The sequence below is a fragment of the Aeromonas sp. Y289-2 genome (assembly GCF_027705925.1).
Lineage (GTDB): Bacteria > Pseudomonadota > Gammaproteobacteria > Enterobacterales > Aeromonadaceae > Aeromonas > Aeromonas veronii.
In genome coordinates this window covers 133,937-152,311 of the sequence record NZ_JAPDCH010000010.1, presented here as the reverse complement: position 1 = coordinate 152,311, position 18,375 = coordinate 133,937, and the positions used below count along the sequence as shown (strand labels likewise).

General features: G+C 52.3%; 14 protein-coding genes and 1 pseudogene. 8 read left to right on the top strand and 7 right to left on the bottom strand.

Annotated elements, in window-relative coordinates; all coding sequences use genetic code 11:
- Positions 1-100: 100 nt before the first annotated feature.
- Both OKC43_RS15475 and galR read right to left on the bottom strand, forming a co-directional pair.
- Positions 101-1,387 (bottom strand): maltoporin, encoded by a 1,287-nt coding sequence (locus OKC43_RS15475; protein WP_100654853.1) that lies wholly within the window; start codon positions 1,385-1,387, stop codon positions 101-103.
- A 464-nt stretch (positions 1,388-1,851) separates the two neighbouring features.
- Entirely contained in the window at positions 1,852-2,853 is a 1,002-nt protein-coding gene (gene galR / locus OKC43_RS15470; protein WP_100654392.1) for an HTH-type transcriptional regulator GalR, read from the bottom strand.
- A 312-nt stretch (positions 2,854-3,165) separates the two neighbouring features.
- Between galR and galE the strand changes: the two genes are divergently transcribed.
- Genes galE through galK form a run of 3 tightly spaced genes read left to right on the top strand, consistent with a single transcriptional unit; the run spans position 3,166 to position 6,419 of the window.
- Positions 3,166-4,185 (top strand): UDP-glucose 4-epimerase GalE, encoded by a 1,020-nt coding sequence (gene galE / locus OKC43_RS15465; RefSeq protein WP_041215920.1) that lies wholly within the window; start codon positions 3,166-3,168, stop codon positions 4,183-4,185.
- A gap of 26 nt (positions 4,186-4,211) precedes the next feature.
- Entirely contained in the window at positions 4,212-5,252 is a 1,041-nt protein-coding gene (gene galT, locus OKC43_RS15460; RefSeq protein WP_041213008.1) for a galactose-1-phosphate uridylyltransferase, read from the top strand.
- Between the two features lie 9 nt (positions 5,253-5,261).
- Complete coding sequence (galK, locus tag OKC43_RS15455) at positions 5,262-6,419, top strand: galactokinase (protein WP_100654394.1); 1,158 nt, start codon at positions 5,262-5,264, stop codon at positions 6,417-6,419.
- 302 nt (positions 6,420-6,721) lie between these two features.
- On the opposite strand, the pseudogene OKC43_RS15450 reads toward galK, so the two are convergent.
- From OKC43_RS15450 to OKC43_RS15440, 3 genes and pseudogenes are all read right to left on the bottom strand, one after another.
- Positions 6,722-6,972, bottom strand: a pseudogene (locus OKC43_RS15450) (transposase); the annotation flags it as partial.
- A gap of 693 nt (positions 6,973-7,665) precedes the next feature.
- On the bottom strand, positions 7,666-8,349 hold the full coding sequence (locus OKC43_RS15445; protein WP_270659438.1) for an inovirus Gp2 family protein: 684 nt from the start codon (positions 8,347-8,349) through the stop codon (positions 7,666-7,668).
- A gap of 496 nt (positions 8,350-8,845) precedes the next feature.
- Complete coding sequence (locus OKC43_RS15440) at positions 8,846-9,022, bottom strand: helix-turn-helix transcriptional regulator (protein WP_076362302.1); 177 nt, start codon at positions 9,020-9,022, stop codon at positions 8,846-8,848.
- Positions 9,023-9,318: 296 nt separating this feature from the next.
- On the opposite strand from OKC43_RS15440, the gene OKC43_RS15435 reads away from it, so the two are divergent.
- Positions 9,319-10,287, top strand: a complete 969-nt coding sequence (locus OKC43_RS15435; protein ID WP_144713878.1) for a hypothetical protein — start codon at positions 9,319-9,321, stop codon at positions 10,285-10,287.
- A gap of 58 nt (positions 10,288-10,345) precedes the next feature.
- On the opposite strand, the gene OKC43_RS15430 is transcribed toward OKC43_RS15435, so the two are convergent.
- A complete protein-coding gene (locus OKC43_RS15430; protein ID WP_081396153.1) occupies positions 10,346-11,671 on the bottom strand; it encodes a tyrosine-type recombinase/integrase in 1,326 nt (441 codons plus the stop codon).
- A 386-nt stretch (positions 11,672-12,057) separates the two neighbouring features.
- On the opposite strand from OKC43_RS15430, the gene OKC43_RS15425 reads away from it, so the two are divergent.
- From OKC43_RS15425 to OKC43_RS15410, 4 genes are all read left to right on the top strand, one after another.
- On the top strand, positions 12,058-12,942 hold the full coding sequence (locus tag OKC43_RS15425; protein WP_236271714.1) for a DMT family transporter: 885 nt from the start codon (positions 12,058-12,060) through the stop codon (positions 12,940-12,942).
- 105 nt (positions 12,943-13,047) lie between these two features.
- Entirely contained in the window at positions 13,048-14,985 is a 1,938-nt protein-coding gene (locus OKC43_RS15420; protein WP_236271713.1) for a methyl-accepting chemotaxis protein, read from the top strand.
- Positions 14,986-15,486: 501 nt separating this feature from the next.
- Positions 15,487-16,935, top strand: a complete 1,449-nt coding sequence (locus OKC43_RS15415) for an OprD family outer membrane porin (RefSeq protein WP_005338723.1) — start codon at positions 15,487-15,489, stop codon at positions 16,933-16,935.
- 141 nt (positions 16,936-17,076) lie between these two features.
- Positions 17,077-17,904: an SDR family oxidoreductase gene (locus tag OKC43_RS15410; RefSeq protein WP_042054211.1), complete on the top strand. Its 828-nt coding sequence runs from the start codon at positions 17,077-17,079 to the stop codon at positions 17,902-17,904.
- A 91-nt stretch (positions 17,905-17,995) separates the two neighbouring features.
- Here OKC43_RS15410 and OKC43_RS15405 read toward each other — a convergent pair whose 3' ends face one another.
- Positions 17,996-18,328 carry a DUF1904 family protein gene (locus tag OKC43_RS15405; RefSeq protein WP_236271712.1) on the bottom strand — a complete coding sequence of 111 codons (333 nt, stop codon included), beginning with the start codon at positions 18,326-18,328 and terminating at the stop codon, positions 17,996-17,998.
- Positions 18,329-18,375 lie beyond the last annotated feature (47 nt).

Genomic DNA, 18,375 nt, shown 5'->3' with positions numbered 1-18,375 from the left:
ATGGAGCCCCGATGACGACGTCAGCACGACAAGGCGCGCGTTCAATGCAAAATAAAAAAGGGAGCCCAAGCGGGCTCCCTGCGGGGTGACGAGTCGGGATTTACCACCAGGCTTCAGCCTGCACGCCGAAGTTCCAAGTATTATCATCCTCACCGCCGTTGAAGGATTTGCCTTCGCCATCTTTCAGATAGCTGGCAAAAACCCGGATCTCCGGGCGGGCAAACATGCTGGAACCAGCTGACCAAGCTTGAGCCAAGGTATATTTTTGACCACTCGATTTTTCTTCAGAGCCGCTTGTCCAGGTCTTGGTGCTCTCATAAGTACCGGCTTCAACCAGCGTCTTCATGATGTCAGTCCACGCATAACCGCCTCGCGCGACAGCGCTGAACAGTTCGGTGTTGTCATGCCATGCTTCAAGTTTCTCACCCTTACCGTAAGTGAATACATGGTTCACACTGAATTTCTCTCCCATGGGAATGTCACCAGTCAGAATCACACGGTATCCCTTGGCATCATCGGTCAGATGCCAAACATCATACCAACCGCCCCCTTGGGAGATCATGTTCTGGGCCAGCCCTTTATCAGCATATTGCAGCACCAACTTCTCGTAGATGCGGCTATCGGCAAAGTATTGACTCATTTCTGCGGTCAACATGACACCATTTTTGGGATCATAGAGATTACCAGCTTTCTCCTGCTCATCGGTCGGATTGGGCATGGCATAGCTGACACCCGCTTCAGTCCAAGCCCCTTCCCAAGGAGCCCAGCCGGCATAGCGCAGGTCCAGGAAGTTAACGTTGAGGTCATTGTTGACAATCGAGTTATCGATATCGTTACCATCAGACCGGATCCACGCCAGTGAGAAGGCGCCTGGACCTGCCTTGAGGTTCTCAATACCGGCACCGGCTCCCGAGATATTCCAGTATTTGGTATCGATGATGTGAAGGTCGTGACGCTGATAGAAGCGCTTGCCAGCCCACACCACAGCATCGGGCGCAGCGGAAATCAGCCCCTTGGCCTTAACATTGAATTGGCGCAGGGCAAATGTTGCATCGTCCTTGCACTCCTTTTGATCGAAGTTACACACAGTGGTGGTACTTTCATAGTCATTGGAGCCATCGCTCTGCATGCTGAACATGCTGTCTACATAGAAAGTCTTGCCATCCTTGTTGTAAACCTCCTGACCAATACCAATTTCGGTATAGGTATCGCTTTCGTTACCCAAACGACCGACAAAGTTCTGTCGACCGGTTTGCATATCACCGTCTTGGGATACACCTACGCCAGAGCGGAAATAGCCTGTAAAATCAACAGCATTAGCATTCAATGCAGTCATTGACAGAGCGAGGGCAACGGATGTCGTCAGTAGTTTCACTTTCATAGTTATTCCTTTAATCCACTGTTGCATTGTTATCTTGATGAACCGCTTACCAACCCATAGGGAAAGCGCTTTCACTGTCCGATGGAGATTATAGGAATAACTGTGCCATCATTGACATGACAAAACTCACAAAACTGTAATTATTACATAAATACTGCTATAAAAACGCTTGATAAAGCCACAAGGCAAACTCAAGCAATTGAAATTAAAGGGGTATTTGATAACAAATCATGTGTTATCGATTACACTCGTAATGGTAATATCTACACCTGAGAACCATGACTCGACCAGACTCATCGCAGCAGACATGACCTCCTCGTGCAGGGCATAGGAAGGCACCGTGAGACCTTCCCGACCCCACAGGAGTGAGCGACAAAAGAGAGAGGAAGAAGATGAGGCACTAAAAAGGCAAGGCCCCTGACGGGTAACCTTGCCTGATGGCCGATGAATTCAGGTTGCCAAATCGTCGATCAATCGATACTGCGGACTGAATGACGGCGTACCAGAGTCGGGCTGAACATATGTGTCGTCTGGGGCAAGGGCCCACCTTTTGCCAGAGCAATGGCCAGCTCGGCGGCCTGGGTCGCCATGGCGATGATGGGATAACGCACCGTAGTCAGACGAGGGCGCAAGTAGCGGGATATCAGTACATCATCAAACCCCACCAGAGATAGCTCCTGGGGAACCTCGACCCCGTTGTCGCTAAGCACGGACAAAGCTCCTGCCGCCATCGAATCGTTATAACAGACGACCGCCGTCATCTGTTGCCCCCGGCTCAACAACTCAGTCATCGCGGCTTCACCTCCCAGCTCATCCGGACTGCCACGGGAGATCAGGCGCTCATCGACCGGGATATTGTGCTCTTGCAGCGCATCCAGATACCCCTGCATGCGATCCTGAGAGTCAGAGATCAGATGATTTGAACACAGAAACCCTATCTTCTTGTGCCCTTCCTGGATCAGGTGACGAGTTGCAAGCCAGGAACCATAGCGATCGTCCAGCGCCACACAACGGGACTCGAACCCTGGAACGATACGGTTGATTAGCACCATGCCGGGAACATAGCTCATCATCTGGATCAGCTCTTCATCTGGCAGCATTTTGGCATGAACCACCAAGCCAGAGCAGCGATGCCCTATCAACTGCTCTATTACGTGCTTCTCTTTGGCTGCGTCGTGGTAGCCATTTCCGATGAGCAGAAAATTCCCCGTAGCCTGCGCCACCTGCTCAACTGCTTTAACCATGGTGCCAAAGAAGGGGTCAGACACATCGGCAACAATCAACCCCAGCGTTTCGTTGTTCTGATGGGCCAAGGCTCTCGCATTCGCGTTGGGGTGGTAGTTGAGTTCATGCATCGCCTTGAAGACGGCATCGCGTGACGCCTGACTTGCCTTTGGCGAATTATTGATGACACGTGAGACTGTGGCGACGGATACGCCTGACAGGAGTGCTACATCTTTGATGGTTGCCATGAATTAGCTTTTCCGGTGAACGGTATAAATAAAAACCAGTGCTTTATAGGGTCAAGATACTACCGACATTTCCAATACCTGACACGGCTTTCATGTCAAAAGCGGGAGCATTCTATCAATACGAGCGTCTCGCTGTGTAATCCATTTACATACACCCTTATCCATTCTCATGCTCATCGCGGTGAAAAATGTGACAAAAATCACATCAAATGGAGATGCATCTTCCAGGACCTTGTTCACAAGCGCAGAATAAGGGAAAGCGATTACACCAAATAAAACCCAATAAAAACGAGCACCAAGGAGCGATTAATGTTGAAGATACTCGTGACAGGTGGAACTGGTTACATAGGTAGTCATACCTGCTTGCAGCTTATCGCTGCCGGGATGACCCCCATCTTGTTGGACAATCTGGTTAACAGCAAAGAGAGCGTCCTCGAACGTATCCACAGCCTCAGCGGACTGCGCCCCCAGCACTATCACGGTGATGTGCGGGATGCCGACCTGCTGGATCGTGTGTTTGCAGACCAGCAGATAGATGCCGTGATCCATTTCGCAGGCCTCAAGGCCGTAGGGGAATCGGTACAAAAGCCTCTCGAGTACTATGACAACAATGTCAGCGGCACCCTGGTGTTGCTGCAGGCAATGCGACGCGCCGGGGTCAAGACCCTGCTGTTCAGCTCATCTGCCACCGTCTATGGCGAGCCGGAGATCATGCCCATCACCGAGGAGTCGCCCACCTTTCACGCCACCAACCCTTATGGTCAAAGCAAGCTGATGGTGGAGCGCCTCATCAAGGACTTTGCACACTCAGCCCCCGACTGGTCATTGACCCTGTTGCGCTATTTCAATCCGGTGGGCGCCCATCCCAGCGGCCTGATGGGCGAGGATCCCCAGGGCATTCCCAATAACCTGATGCCCTATATTGCCCAGGTGGCAGTGGGCCGCCGTGCCAAACTCGCCATCTTTGGTGATGACTACCCGACACCAGATGGTACCGGTGTGCGGGATTACATTCATGTCATGGATCTAGCCGATGGCCACGTCGCAGCCTTGAAACATGCGCTTGGGCAAGCTGGCGTCCATGTGTACAACCTGGGCACTGGGCATGGCTACAGTGTCCTGGACATTCATGCCGCCTTCTCCAAGGCCTGTGGCCGCGAACTGCCTTATGAGATCGTGCCGCGCCGCGCTGGGGACATAGCACAGTGTTGGGCAGATCCAACACGAGCCTATAACGAGCTGGGGTGGAAGGCTTATCGCACGCTTGATGAGATGACGGCTGATACCTGGCGCTGGCAATCCCAAAATCCAAACGGTTACCCCCTTCCATGAATATACAGAACGAGACAGACCTTACTATGCAATTCGAACCGACCGACCACCCTCACCGTCGTTACAACCCATTGATCCAACAGTGGGTTCTCGTTTCTCCCCACAGGGCGAAACGCCCTTGGCAGGGCCAGCAGGATGAACCCGATCGTACCCAGCGCTCCCCTCACGATCCGGATTGTTTCCTCTGCGCCGGCAATACTCGCGTCACTGGTGACAAAAATCCGGATTATCCGTCGACCTTCGTTTTTACCAACGACTTTGCGGCACTGATGGTTGATACACCTATGGCCCCAACCAGCGAGGACCCCCTCTTCCAGCTAGAGAGTGCACGCGGCACCAGCAGGGTAATCTGCTTCTCACCGGATCACAGCAAGACCTTGCCCGAGTTGTCTATCCCCTCCCTCACTGCCGTGGTCAACACCTGGTGTGAACAAACTGCAGAGCTGGGGCGCGAATACCGCTGGATCCAAGTATTCGAAAACAAGGGCACCATGATGGGGTGCTCCAATCCCCATCCCCATGGGCAGATATGGGCCAACGACTTCTTGCCCAACGAAGCCGCGCGGGAAGATGTCGCCCAACGGGAGTATTTTGCCAAACATGGTCGAGCCATGTTGCTCGATTATGCGGAACGCGAGCAGGCTGACGGCAGCCGCACCGTAGTGGAAACGGAACACTGGCTGGCAGTAGTGCCTTATTGGGCTGCCTGGCCCTTCGAAACCCTGTTGCTTCCCAAGTTTGCGGTAACACGTCTACCGACACTGACACCGCAACAGCGTGCAGACCTCGCACTGGCGCTCAAAAAACTAACCAGCCGCTATGACAACCTGTTTCAGTGCTCCTTCCCCTATTCGATGGGATGGCATGGTGCGCCATTCAATGGCGAAGAGAATGATCACTGGCAGTTGCATGCCCACTTCTACCCGCCCCTGCTGCGCTCTGCGAGCGTACGCAAGTTTATGGTGGGCTATGAAATGCTGGCAGAAACACAACGTGACCTGACGGCAGAACAGGCGGCCGAACGCCTGCGTTCCGTCAGCGATATCCATTTTCGTGAACAGGTTTGAGGTTGAGATATGAGTATTGAATCGCCACACAGCGTGACTGAACATACCTTTTACACTCAGTATGGTTATCGCCCGACCCTCGCCATTCAGGCACCTGGGCGTGTTAACCTCATTGGGGAACACACGGACTATAACGATGGCTTCGTGCTACCCTGCGCCATCGATTATCAGACCGTGATCAGTGCTGCCCCCCGCCAAGATAGTCTGATCAGGGTTATCGCTGCCGACTATCACAACCAACTGGATGAATTTGACTTACGCCACCCCATAGAGGCGCGCCCGGAATACCTGTGGGCCAACTATGTGCGAGGCGTCGTCAAATATTTGCTATTGCGAGGCTGTCAACTGACAGGGGCAGACCTGGTAATCAGTGGCAATGTACCTCAGGGAGCAGGCCTGAGCTCTTCCGCCTCTCTGGAAGTGGCAGTAGGACAGATCTTCAAAGAGATGAATCACCTCGACATCAGCCAAGCAGATATCGCCCTGAATGGACAACTGGCGGAAAACAGGTTCGTCGGTTGCAACTGCGGCATCATGGATCAGTTCATCTCGGCTCTGGGTCAGCAAGATCATGCTCTGCTGATCGATTGCCGCAGTCTGAATACCTGTCCTGTGAGCATGCCAGCCGACATTGATGTGGTCATTATCAACTCGAACGTACGTCGGGGCCTGGTGGATAGCGAATACAATACCCGCAGGGCACAGTGTGAAGAGGCCGCACGGCATTTTGGGGTCAAGGCACTGCGCGATCTGACGATGACCCAGTTCACCGAGCGAGCCAACGAACTGGATCCTGTCGTCGCGAGCCGTGCACGCCACGTCATCTCCGAGAATGAACGAACGCTGGCAGCAGCCGATGCGCTTGCGAATGAAGACATGGTCATGATGGCCGAATTAATGGCGCGGTCCCATGCCTCGATGCGTGATGATTTTGCCATCACAGTGCCTGCTATCGACGCCTTGGTCGACATGATCAAAGAGATCATCGGCAGTCGTGGTGGTGTGAGGATGACTGGTGGCGGGTTTGGTGGCTGTGTGGTTGCATTGGTTCCACAGTCACTGACAGCAGCAGTGTGCGAACAGGTTAATATTCGTTATCCCCAAGTGAGCGGTCTGGCCCCGAGCATCTATATCTGTAAGCCCTCCGCCGGAGCCGGCCCACTCTGATATGTTCGCTGACACCTCAATATTGTAATGGTCACGTATTTCCAGACTGGTCATGGTATAGCCGCCCTGCTAGACGGTGAACGCTCGACTTAGTTGAGTTAAACAACGCTCTCTGTGAGCAGCTGTGGTTAACATGTAGATAATACAATTGAACCAAACTTCAGACATGTGTTATCGCAATGAGCCTAACTCAGGGACTGCTTCGGCAGTCCCCTTTTCCTTTGCTGTAAATGTTCGTTGCATTCAACAATCCTCCGCAACTGCATGTTTTCACATGGCCGTGACACACCCGATTGAATCCCGCCCTCCTTTAAGATGTTGCGCTCTCCTCGGTTAATTGACGCAGATCGGTTTTCAAGCAGTGTATCTCGGCTTGCAAGGCAGACTCTTCGTGTTGCTGCTCTGCAGGCTTGCCGTACGGCTTGAGCTAGGCATACAGAATGTGGCTGGATACCCCAAGGGCTCGTGCAACGTCAGCCACAGGCATCTCACGCTCAGTAACTTGTTTAACAGCTTCGATTTTGAAAGTTTCTGGATAACGCTGACGGACCATGGCACCTCCAATGCTGGCCTCATTTTAAGGCAGTTAGGTCTCTAGGGAACTAGGGGCAATTCACACCGACCAAACCCCTTTATATGGCAGCGGATGAGCCTCGTTCTCAGCCAGCCAAGTCAATAGCTGTCCCATCAGACGAGGGACCTGGTTCGCAGGGGGAGCCATATGCACTAACTGCTCGCCTCGATAAATACCTACGCCAGTGACCCGCATCATCACAGAGTCCACGCATCAGTAGTCCGTGAGCACCAAGTAAATCTTCCGCTGAAGCTGGATCCCTATTAGGCATTGCCTCATAGGCCGCAAACGCATTACGGACCTCTTGGATTTCCCGTGGAAGCCCAAGTACCGTCTTCCCCTCAATCACTGCCGTCACCTGCTCAACACTCAGAGTATTGTGCTCAGTAGCTAGCGAAGCTTGGATGGTGCGGATCCGGTTCTCTCGACGCAACATAAGAACCTGAGAGCTCTGAGCAAACCGCTACAGCCGCAGCAACTCAGCGATATCCGCAACTCGACTCAACATGGCATGGGTCATGGGTGAAGGAAGGGGAATAGGCTGCCATGGGTTACTCCAACTGATGCGATAACAAATGAGGGATTAGCTTAACAGATCCGGGAGTAGAAACTCCCGAATTGAATTTGAATGTCCAAGCATCCCCACTAGGGCCAGTGAATTAAGAGTGAACATTACCTTATCCGTTCACTATGCCCGAAATTACGCTCACCTCGTACTTTCGAACGCAATTTAAATAAATACCCGATCCTCACCAAGAATTTATAAAAATTCTCATTCTGCAGATCTGCATCTCTGCGATCAAATCGATACTCTGCGTCAGGAGGGAAATGCACCAAAGACGCATAATCAGGGTATGCAAGCCTCAATGCTCTGCACCAAGCTTTACGAATACGCGTAGCCATGTTATCCGCATCAAAATTAGCGTAGTCACCAAGATAACCGTAATCATCTCGGTTAAATAGTAGCACCACGTGATAATGAGGGTACTGGCTTGTTACCTGCTCCTTTACCCAGATATAACCCAAGAAGAATCGTTTACCAGTTTTACCCTTACGGTGACGTAACGCATGTATCTGGCTTTTTAGTGAAGCAATAAAGCGCGTAATAACCTTTTCCTCTTCTACCTCCGGTGGAAAGCCTGTCGGCATGTCCGGATCATCCATAACTGGTATCTGGGGAAAGCGTAGATCAACACGTACAGTAAACACTCGCGGATGTTTATTCAAAAAGCTGGCGATCACCTCCACGGATGTTTTCAACTGTTCAAAGGATATTTCACCATACTTGGCCTCAGCCACAACTCGTAAGTTGCCTAGCTCGTTGCCTATTAAACAATACCCGCCATTTGATTTCATATACGGCCCTATGATTTACATGGAATACCCATGCAAGTTGGTTAGATGCTCAGGTGACAGTACTCATCGTCATTAATGAGGACCGCTGCGTAAAACTTTACGGTCAACTGATACCTTGCTCTCTTATTAAACCACTAGGTTGATATACCAACCTGCATTTAGCACTCTGTGCTTTGCATATGCTGCGCTATGCCGATGTATACGGCTAATGGCTTGTATCTGACGTACAAGCCCGATGTATATCTGATTGGTATACACTTCGTGTATATATCACATGTTCTCGTTGGTATACTCTGTGATACACTCTGACGGTGTATCACTCTCTCGATATATCTCCTACACCCTCTACCTTGTTATACACCTGGGTGTATATATTACTATTACCGAACTTAGCGACCTCCTAAATCACCGGGGAATACGTAATTATTTTAAATAAAACCCCAGTAATACCGGTTATTAAAGCAAGAAAATTACTCTGAACTTAGCTTGCCCTCTCCTATCTAGCAGATGCCTTCGAATCAATCCATTCTATTACTTCACTCTGCATCCAAGCGACCGCTCTAGGCCCTAAGCGAACGACACCAGGGAACTCCCCTTTGCTCATCAAACGATAAATTGTCGCTTTGGATAGCGTCGTCATTTCCGTGACTTCTTTGAGTTTGATTAGTTTCATTTTTTGGATCCGACTATTTTTCCATAGCTGGACCAACAATGTTAATATTTACGTTTATAGCTTCTCACATTGCCCCTAAGCCGATTAGCTATGCAGAAGAAACAATCACTAGTTATCCCAGAGTGCTTCAATGCCACTAAGTAGGTTAGATTGCAGAGCCTGAGCCATGCATTCACAGGTCAGCCCGCCAACATAAGCAACAATAAAAGCTTGAAAAATACCATGAAAAATCACACACTAAACACAACTATAAATCAACACAAAACACTACAATGTAGATTAAGGGAGGTGGTATTATGGCAATTCATGATAATGGTGTGGATGTGCAAGTTTATAAGAAATTAGATGACCCTGTTTTTGTGGACTACCTCTGGTATAGAACAGGTCAAATCAATCAAGCTCAAGCTGTAGATACACCACCTCGCCATATACTAATCAAGAATTTAAAAGATGCCTGCAATACTGCTAGTGCTTTTGCTTTTATGCATAATTACAATGTAAGAAATGAACGACCTAATGGACTTGAAAAATGGATTGACACTTTACTGGATGAATTTCACACAAGATGCCTTACAGAAAAATATTATTACTGGCTAGATAATAAAAATACGAGACTGCATTACTTCACATGGAGATTTTTGAGTCACTTAGGTATATCCATAGAAAAAAAAGACCAACAACTAGAACATAAGTGCGTGTTTTTATTGAGCCCATCAATACTCGATGAAAACATAAAAACGCACACACACACTAATAAAAAATGGAATACTGAAATAAGCACACAGGATATAACTGCACTTATCAACAGACTACCTTGCAACAAAATAGAAAAGGAAAAATTAGTACGAGCTATATCCAAATCTGCTGAATCAGCAATGAAAAATGATGATGTTAAGTTTTGGCTTAACAAACAAAACAAGGAAAAAACAACATGGCTACACAAATATCTTGAGCATAAAGAAATAGATTATGTCCCATTAGTTTTAAATGGTACATCAGCTCAAAAAGATGATCTTGTTTCATTTTTAGATGTATTAAGCATTACTAATATTGATAGATATAAACTTTTAGTTTCCAACATCAAGAAAGCATGGAGCCAAAAAGTATATCGTGATAAAAATATAGAAAAGAAACAATACAGCATTAACATGAGTAAAGATATAGGTAATATTCTTGACAAACTAAGCCAAATGGAACAGAAAAATAAAAACACCATCATAGAAGAGTTGATTAGAGAGGCATACGCAAAACGGTGCGCAATATAAAAAACGGACTGAATGATTAAATCATTCAGTCCATCACTAAAAATCATCATAGCCACATTTACTTTCTATTAAAGCTCACCTTCACAACGTTATTAACTGCTGCTTCAGTAACAGGATCTTGCATCACCTCATCAGCTACCAGTCTCCCCCAATTAATCCAGACAAGTCGGGTTTTCTCGGTGTGACGTGAACGGTGATAAGTTCTAATAAGTTTGTTAATGGGGGTGTGATTCAAGCAAAGCTCAATAACTCTTTCCTCAACATCTAGCCTTTCAGCCCAGTTAGTAGCCGCACTACGCCGCAAATCATGGACAGTAAATGGGTCCATATCAGGTAAACATCGTGCGATGAATCGCCTTAGAGCCCGAGTAATGGAATCAACTAAAATTGGCTCGATTTCATCTGTTTTTGGACGATCAGATTCGAATACTAAATCACCATTGGCATACTGCGCCTGCTCTTCAATGACCGATTTCGCCTGAGGGGAAATAAAGACAGTATGAGCTCTACCATTTTTGGTTTCAGGTATAGTCCATATATCATCTTTTATCTGTGAAAAACGCATATTAGCGACTTCACCTCTACGACATCCGGTCAGTATTAATAACTTAATCGCATTCGCAGCAGGTATAGAAATCGTTGCATGGCGAGAAACACCACGCCCTCCGGCCGCCAAGCTACCACCACTCCCAAGATCCTCATCTATCGCCTTCCATAACCTGCGCAATTCGGGGACGGTCAACCATCGCTCTCTTGGCGAGCCAGCACTGGCACCAAAATCTTTTGGGCGCAACAGTCTCGCAGGGTTGGCCTCAAGCAGACAGTGAACCACTGCATAATCTAACATCTGGTTCAGCGTTCCCAACCCTTTACGGGTTTCATCTTTTGTTGCACGCCTGGTTATCTCTAACGCTTGTGCCAAGTGGGCACGAGTCAGATCGATTAAGCGAATGTTGCCTAGAGTCTTCTTGAGATGACGATTCCAACGATCCTGATGGCATTGGAGGGTTTTGGGTTTGACGACCTGAGCAACACGCTGTGCATCGAGCCATCGTCCAAGCAACTCATCCATCGTCAGGGCCGTTTCATTTTTAGCCTTTTCTTGAGCCGCAAACTTGGTGGGATCAATGCCCCGCTTCACAAGCAGCACCGCTTTCCCATGCTCCTCTCTGGCTTTAGCCAGAGTCAGGGCAGGATAACTCCCCAGCAACAATTCGCCTTCACTACCACCAATCTTGAAGCGATATACAAAACGCTTGAGGCCACTTTCACGGATTTCTATTTTGAGTCCACCACCATGCTTCGATTGAATCGCATAGCGTTTCACTTTAACCCCTTCGACTGGCTTGAGTGACGAGATCTCCAAGTCTTTACTTATCGCCATCCGTACCCCTCCCCGTACCCCTCCAGCGCAGTGCATTGGAGTGAGACTTTATGAAACCACTTGGTACAGATATCTTATGTAAACAACTGTTTTTAATCAAAAAAACATTTCATATAAAACCAACTGATTCTATATGAAACTAATAATTTCTGGACTCCTAAGGGACAGGCCACTGGTTCGACTCCAGTCGGGAGCGCCATACAAAACAAGGGGTTGGCATCTTCACGATGCTAACCCCTTGGTCGTTTTTGGCGACAATGAATCCGACCATCCAACCGTAATGACCCTCTCCTTTCGGCGTTCAGAGCATGCGCTCTCTGATAGACTGCTTCTCTTCGGCTTGTCTGTGAGGCCAAGCCCTGCTTCATCTTGCAAAGGAGTGTTGGATGTCCGGATGTTCCTGGTGGGATAGATCCACCGGTTTTGCCTTGCTGACCATTGTGCTGTGGGCCTCGCTGGCGGCGCTGACGTCACGGGTCACCAGCGTGTCACCACTGGTGCTGGTAGGACTGGTGCTGTTTTTCTGCGGGGTCGGGGCTTTGCCGTTTTGGCGCCAATGGCGCGCTCGCCCGATTACCTGGCTGGTGACGGTTACGGCATTGCTGCTCTACCATCTGCTGCTCTTTATGAGCTTTCGCCATGCCCCGGTGCTGGAGGCCAACCTCATCAACTACCTCTGGCCGCTCTGCATCATTCTGTTCACCCCGCTGTTTTTGCCCAGCCATCCACTCCATGCCCGTCACCTGCTGGCTGGCGCCTTTGGTCTGGCGGGTTCCATGCTGGTGATGGTCAACGGCGAGCTGCAACTGCAGCAGGCCTATCTGCCGGGATACCTGTTGGCACTCGGTGCAGCTGTCGTCTGGGGGGCCTATTCGGTGCTATCACGCCGTCTGCCGCCAGCCCCCGCCGTGGTCACTGCGGCAGCCTGCCTGCCCGCAGGTTTGCTGGCGCTGCTGCTTGCCCGTCTGCTGGAGGGGCCCCTGCCACTCGCGCAGATCCCCACCAGTGACTGGTGGCTCATCATCGGGCTGGCGCTGGGCCCGATGGGGGCGGCCTTTGTGACCTGGTATCTGGCTCTGCGAGACGGCGATCCACGCCGGATCGGTGCCCTTGCCTACCTGACACCGCTGCTGAGTACCTTGCTGTTAGTGGCATTGAACGGAGAAGAGCTGACCTCGCGCCATCTGCTGGCCGGTGCACTTATCATGGGAGGCGCCCTGCTCGGTATGCTGGGCCAACGCAACAGAGCACTGGCATCCCCAGCCAGTTAAGTCGGTAAAATAGGGCCACCTAACCATGCTGTCATAAAAACGCCATCATCCCTGTTTAGGCTCGGGCCACGCTCCCCCATGGTCTGTGCTGACAGGAATTACCCCGTGAAAATCGCCCATTACGCCACCCTCTCCTCCCTTGTTTTGTTACTGGTCGCGGGAGGACAGGCGCTGGCCCTCTACCACGGCTGGCAACAGCTTGCCCATACCAATCAGGCCCAGCATCAGCACGAGACGCTGCAACAACTGGTGACAGTGAGCCTGCAAAACAGCCTGCGTGACTACCTCAACAGCGGCGATCCGCAACAACTGACAGCAGCGGAGAAGGTCCGTCAGCAAGCGCTCTCCTCGCTGACCGCTCAGGATGATGCCGTGGCAGCCCCGCTCAGACAGCAACTCGAGCAGATGGCGCAGCGCATCGCGCACGACTATCAGGCCGCAGGCAAGCTCTCGGGCAACAGCCAGCTGCTGCTGCAAAATGCGGAGAGTGAGCTGGGCAGCCAGGCCATGGCGCTGATCCGCTATGGGGAGCAAGGTGCCAGCACAGAACAATCTGCCGCGGCACAGCAATATCGCAGCGGTGCGGCCGAGATCCTGGCGGGCCTGCCGCGCCTCGCCCATTTACGCCAAGGCTATATGGAGCAGGGCAATGAAAAGCTGCTCGAAGGGATCCGTTTTGAGCTGGAGGCACTGCAAAAACAGGCGCAAGCGCTGCAAGCCTTGCCGCTGCTCGGCCTGTATGAAGAGGCTCCCGCCGATGAGTTCACCCTGGGGGAGCCGGTACGCAAGGAGCTGGGAGATCAACCGCGCAGCGAATTACGCTCTCTGCTGGGCCGCTATCCGCAGGAGCTGGCCAACAGCCGCACGGCGCTTCAGCAACAACAGGCTGGCCGCCAGACCGTGCAGCAAGACATCATGGCCATGTTGCAAGCGACCAGACAGATGGGGGAACAACTTGCCCACGAGCGGCAAGCCGTCAATCAGGAGCTGGCCACCATCCTCGGTACGCTGGCGCTCTGTCTGGTGATAGTCGCTCTGCTGTTTGCGCTGGTGCAACGACGCTGGCTGCTCGCCCCCTTGTTACGACTGCGCGGAGCCTTTCTACAGCTTGATCAGACGGGGCAGGCCGAGCCGTTGCCTACCGGGCGCGATCGCAACGAGCTGGCCGATATTGTTGCCAGCTACAATCGGCTGATCGGTCGTCTGCAACTGGACCAACAACAAAAAGAGGGGCAGCTGTCAGCGGTATCCCTCAGTCTGCAAGGGATGGTCAGTCAGGTTGACGAGATCCACCACAGCACCCGCACCACCGAACAGGTGGTCGACGAGAGCGGCCAGATGATGGATGAGCTGAACCAGCTGGCCGGAGAGGTTCATCAGGTTGCCGCCGACATCGCCCAGCATGCCCACCATAACGAACAAGCGATGAGCCAGAGCGAAGATCTGGTGGGGAGCATGCTGCACGCCACTCATCAGACCGGACTGGCGATTGACGAGAGCGATGAGGCGCTGCAAGCCCTCACCCGCTCGGTTGCCGATGTGACGGCCATTGTCGATGTGATCGGTCATATCGCTCAGCAGACCAACTTGCTGGCCCTCAACGCCGCTATCGAAGCGGCCCGCGCAGGGGAACAGGGACGCGGCTTTGCGGTGGTCGCCGATGAAGTACGCCACCTCTCGGCCAATACCCAGCAATCCCTCAACCAGATCACCGATATTCTGGGGCGCCTGACCCAATCCGGCGAACAACTTGGCACTGTACTGAACCGAATCACCTGCGAATCAAGCCGCCAGCGGGCACAGGCGGAACAACTGCGCCAGACTACCCAGGCGGTGAGGGAGATCGCCCGCAACACCGCAGTGATCGCCCTGCAAGGCGCCGACAATGCCAAAAGTCAGGAACACAAGCTGGCCAGTTTTGCCGCTCTGATCACCCGTATCCATCAGCATGCCCGTCAGGTGAGTCAGCTCTCGGTGCAGGTCTCGTCCCATATTCACCATCAGGCGCAGCAGATCCCCCGCATCCTCGGCCAGCAAGGCTGATCCCTATTCGCCACGCATCCCCACCAGATCACTTTCCCTCGACCAGAGGGAAAGTTTTTTTGTAGCACAAAATTATCTGTTATCGGCAGGTTAACTGACACCTCTTCCCCCGTACCGGATGAAAACCCGCACTGGCGCTGGCTGCGGCCTCAAGAAAACGCTCTCATCACCGTGATACCTGCCATGAGGCTGTTTACGACCTTGCCCATGATTATTTGCACTCGGTCATACTTTTGAAACGTTGAGGGAACTTTTCATTGATATTTCGCACCGCGAACGTACTCTTGGGGTTGTCCGATAGCCAAGAATCGGAACATAAAAAAACAACATGTGATGATCAGGACTGCCAACTACAGATGTGCCAAGACATCCGGGTTTGCAGGTAGCCAAGACAAGATTTTTTGCCCTTCGGGGTTTTGATTGCAATGCCAATACCGAGCGGTAGGCCCGATGCCAACTGCCGGAAAAAAAGCTAAGTCCATAAAATCAGGAGCAATAAAAATGGAAAAAGTGATCTTCAAGCGCGCCGCTTTGAGTGCCGCTGTGGTAGCCGCTCTGGTCGCCCCCGGTATGGCGTTGGCAGCTCAGGACATGATGAGCCCGGAATACGGCCAGTCCTATGAAACCTTCGTTAAAGACTCCAAACTGACCGGCGGTCTGTTCTACTTCCAGCGTGATCGTCAGCGCATCGATGGTGACCCGACTGCAGCCAAGAAAGAAGGCAAATACCAGTCCAACCTGAGCCATTCCACCGTTCAAGCCGCTCTTAACTTCAACTCCGGTTATGCCTGGGACACCGTAGGTCTGGATCTGGGCGGCTTCGGTGCCTATGACCTGGCCGTTACCGAAAATCACCCGGTCAACCAGGAAAACGAATTCTCCTTCGCTGGCCGTTCTTGGGGCAACAACGCCAAAGATGGCTCCCCTGAAGGTGGTTTCAGCCTCTCCAACGCAGCGATGAAGCTGAAATTCCTGGACGGCGGCATCACTGCCAAGGGTGGTTATACCCAGCTGTATGTCCCTGGCCAAATCGGTGTTAACTGGTCTTATCAGCCGGGTACCTATCGTGGTGGTCAAGTTGAAGGTAACTTCGGTGGCCTCTACCTGACCTACGCCATCGCTGACGAGTACAAGGCCCCCTGGTACAAAGAGACTCAGGTCTTCTCCCGTGCCAAAGCGTGGATGGATCCGTTCGCTGATGAAAACGTCATCGACTACATCCACGGTATTGCAGCCCGTTACACCTTCGAAAATGGCACTGCTGTGACCGGTTCTTTCGGTCAGTCCGAAGGCTACATGGATAGCTACCACTTCAAACTGGCTCACAAGTTTGACGTACTGGGCGGCCTCTCCACCAGCTACCAGTTCTACGGTTCCGAGACCGAGACCTACACCAAGGGCGCTTCCCAGATCGAGACTTATGACGGTCTGGCATGGCAACAAGCTCTGACAGCAGCCTGGGGCATGGGCCCGTACGGCTTCCGTCTGGAAGGTCTGTGGACCAAGGCTGAAGGTGCGGAAGGCAACTACCTGCCCCGTCTGACCCGTGGCTACGCCAACTCCCAGGGTGCCAACGAAATTTGGTGGGACTCCCGCTCTGACTGGAACGCCAACAACGAGAAAGCGCTGTTCTTCGGCGTGACCCGTTCTCTGGATGACCTGGTTGGTGCGCCTGGCTGGTCCGTCGGTGTATCCGGTGCTTACGGTTGGGATATCGAAACCGGTCAAGGCAAGAAAGCGGCCAACGGTGAAGATACCGAATGGGCAGCCAACTTCGATGTCACCTATACCGTGCAGGATGGCAAGCTGAAAGGCACCCTGTTCAAACTGCACTACACCGACTACAACAACGACATCAGCCAGGGCGGCGGTTGGACCGATTACCCCAACATCTTCGCCTCCGAGCACGACGTCAAGTTCCACATCATCATGCCGCTTACCTTCATGTAATCAGGCAATACGATGTCAGCAAACCGGGCCACTTGGCCCGGTTTTCTTTTTACCGGTTGGCAGGCTAACATGCGAGCCGGATAAGGATTTTATCCGCTCACCAGCCCGCACGCTTTTATCAGCAGTCACAAGGACGCCATCATGCCCCGTTTTGTTCTGATCACCGGTTGTTCCAGCGGTATTGGCCTCGCCGCCGCACAGGCGCTCGGGCAGCACGGTTTTACCGTGATCGCCTCGGCGCGCAAGGCGGAAGATGTGGCCCGTCTGCAGCAACAGGGATTGCTGGCGGTACAGCTGGATCTGGCGGACCCTGCTTCCATCGAACTGGGGGCCAGTGCGGCGCTCCATCTGGCAGGCGGGCGCCTCTATGGCCTGTTCAACAATGGCGCTTATGGCCAACCCGGGGCGCTGGAAGATCTGCCCACCGAGGCGCTCAGGGAACAGTTCAATACCAACCTGTTTGGCTGGCACCATCTGATCCGTCAGGTGCTGCCGCCGATGCTGGAGGCCAAAGAGGGGCGGATAGTGCAGAACAGCTCGGTACTGGGGCTGGTTGCCATGAAGTATCGCGGCGCCTATAACGCCAGCAAATTTGCACTGGAAGGTTATAGCGATACCCTGCGCCTCGAACTGGCGGGTAGCGGGGTACATATCAGCCTGATTGAACCGGGCCCCATCGATACCCGTTTTCGTGCCAATGCCCGCAGCGCCTTCTTGCGCCACATCGATCCGGCCCAGAGCCGTCATCAGTCGGCCTACCGCCAGACCCTGACACGGCTGGAAAAAGAGGGGGCCACCAGCGGCTTTACCCTCCCAAGCGAAGCTTGCATCCCTCCGCTGCTCCATGCGCTGACCCACGCCCATCCCAAGGCACGCTATCCGGTGACCACTCCAACCCGGCTGTTTGCCTTCCTGCGACGGGTATTGCCCACTCGCTGGCTCGACAAACTGCTGGCCAAATCGGCCTGATCCCGTGATGGGCGACAAGCATCCTGCCGCCCGAATTGAGTTAGCTGTATAGCGGCGTCACCCGCCCCGCCAACCTGGTTTGTCCCCCTCTTCAATAGTGCTCGCCATTGCTGTAGTAGGCGCTCTTGACCAAGGGAATCACCTGCACCACCACATAGGTCTGCTCCCCCAGCACCCGTTTCAAATGGCGCGTGATAAGGCGCGCGGCGGCGTCCTGCATCTCTTGTGGCCGCTCGAACCAGTGCAGCTCAACAAACGGAAAACCCCTCTCTGGCTCGCCGTTGCGTATCCAGCAGCTATCAATCCGCTCCATGGTGACAAACTCCGGCTTGCCGCCGGTCAGCTCGCAAAGCTCGGCCAGCAGCGGGCCGCTCACCTGTTGCAGGGTATCGAGCGTCACGGCGCGAAAACGAAGATGGGGCATGGCAAACCTCTTGGTTATCTGAAATGAGGACTTATCATAGGGGTTAT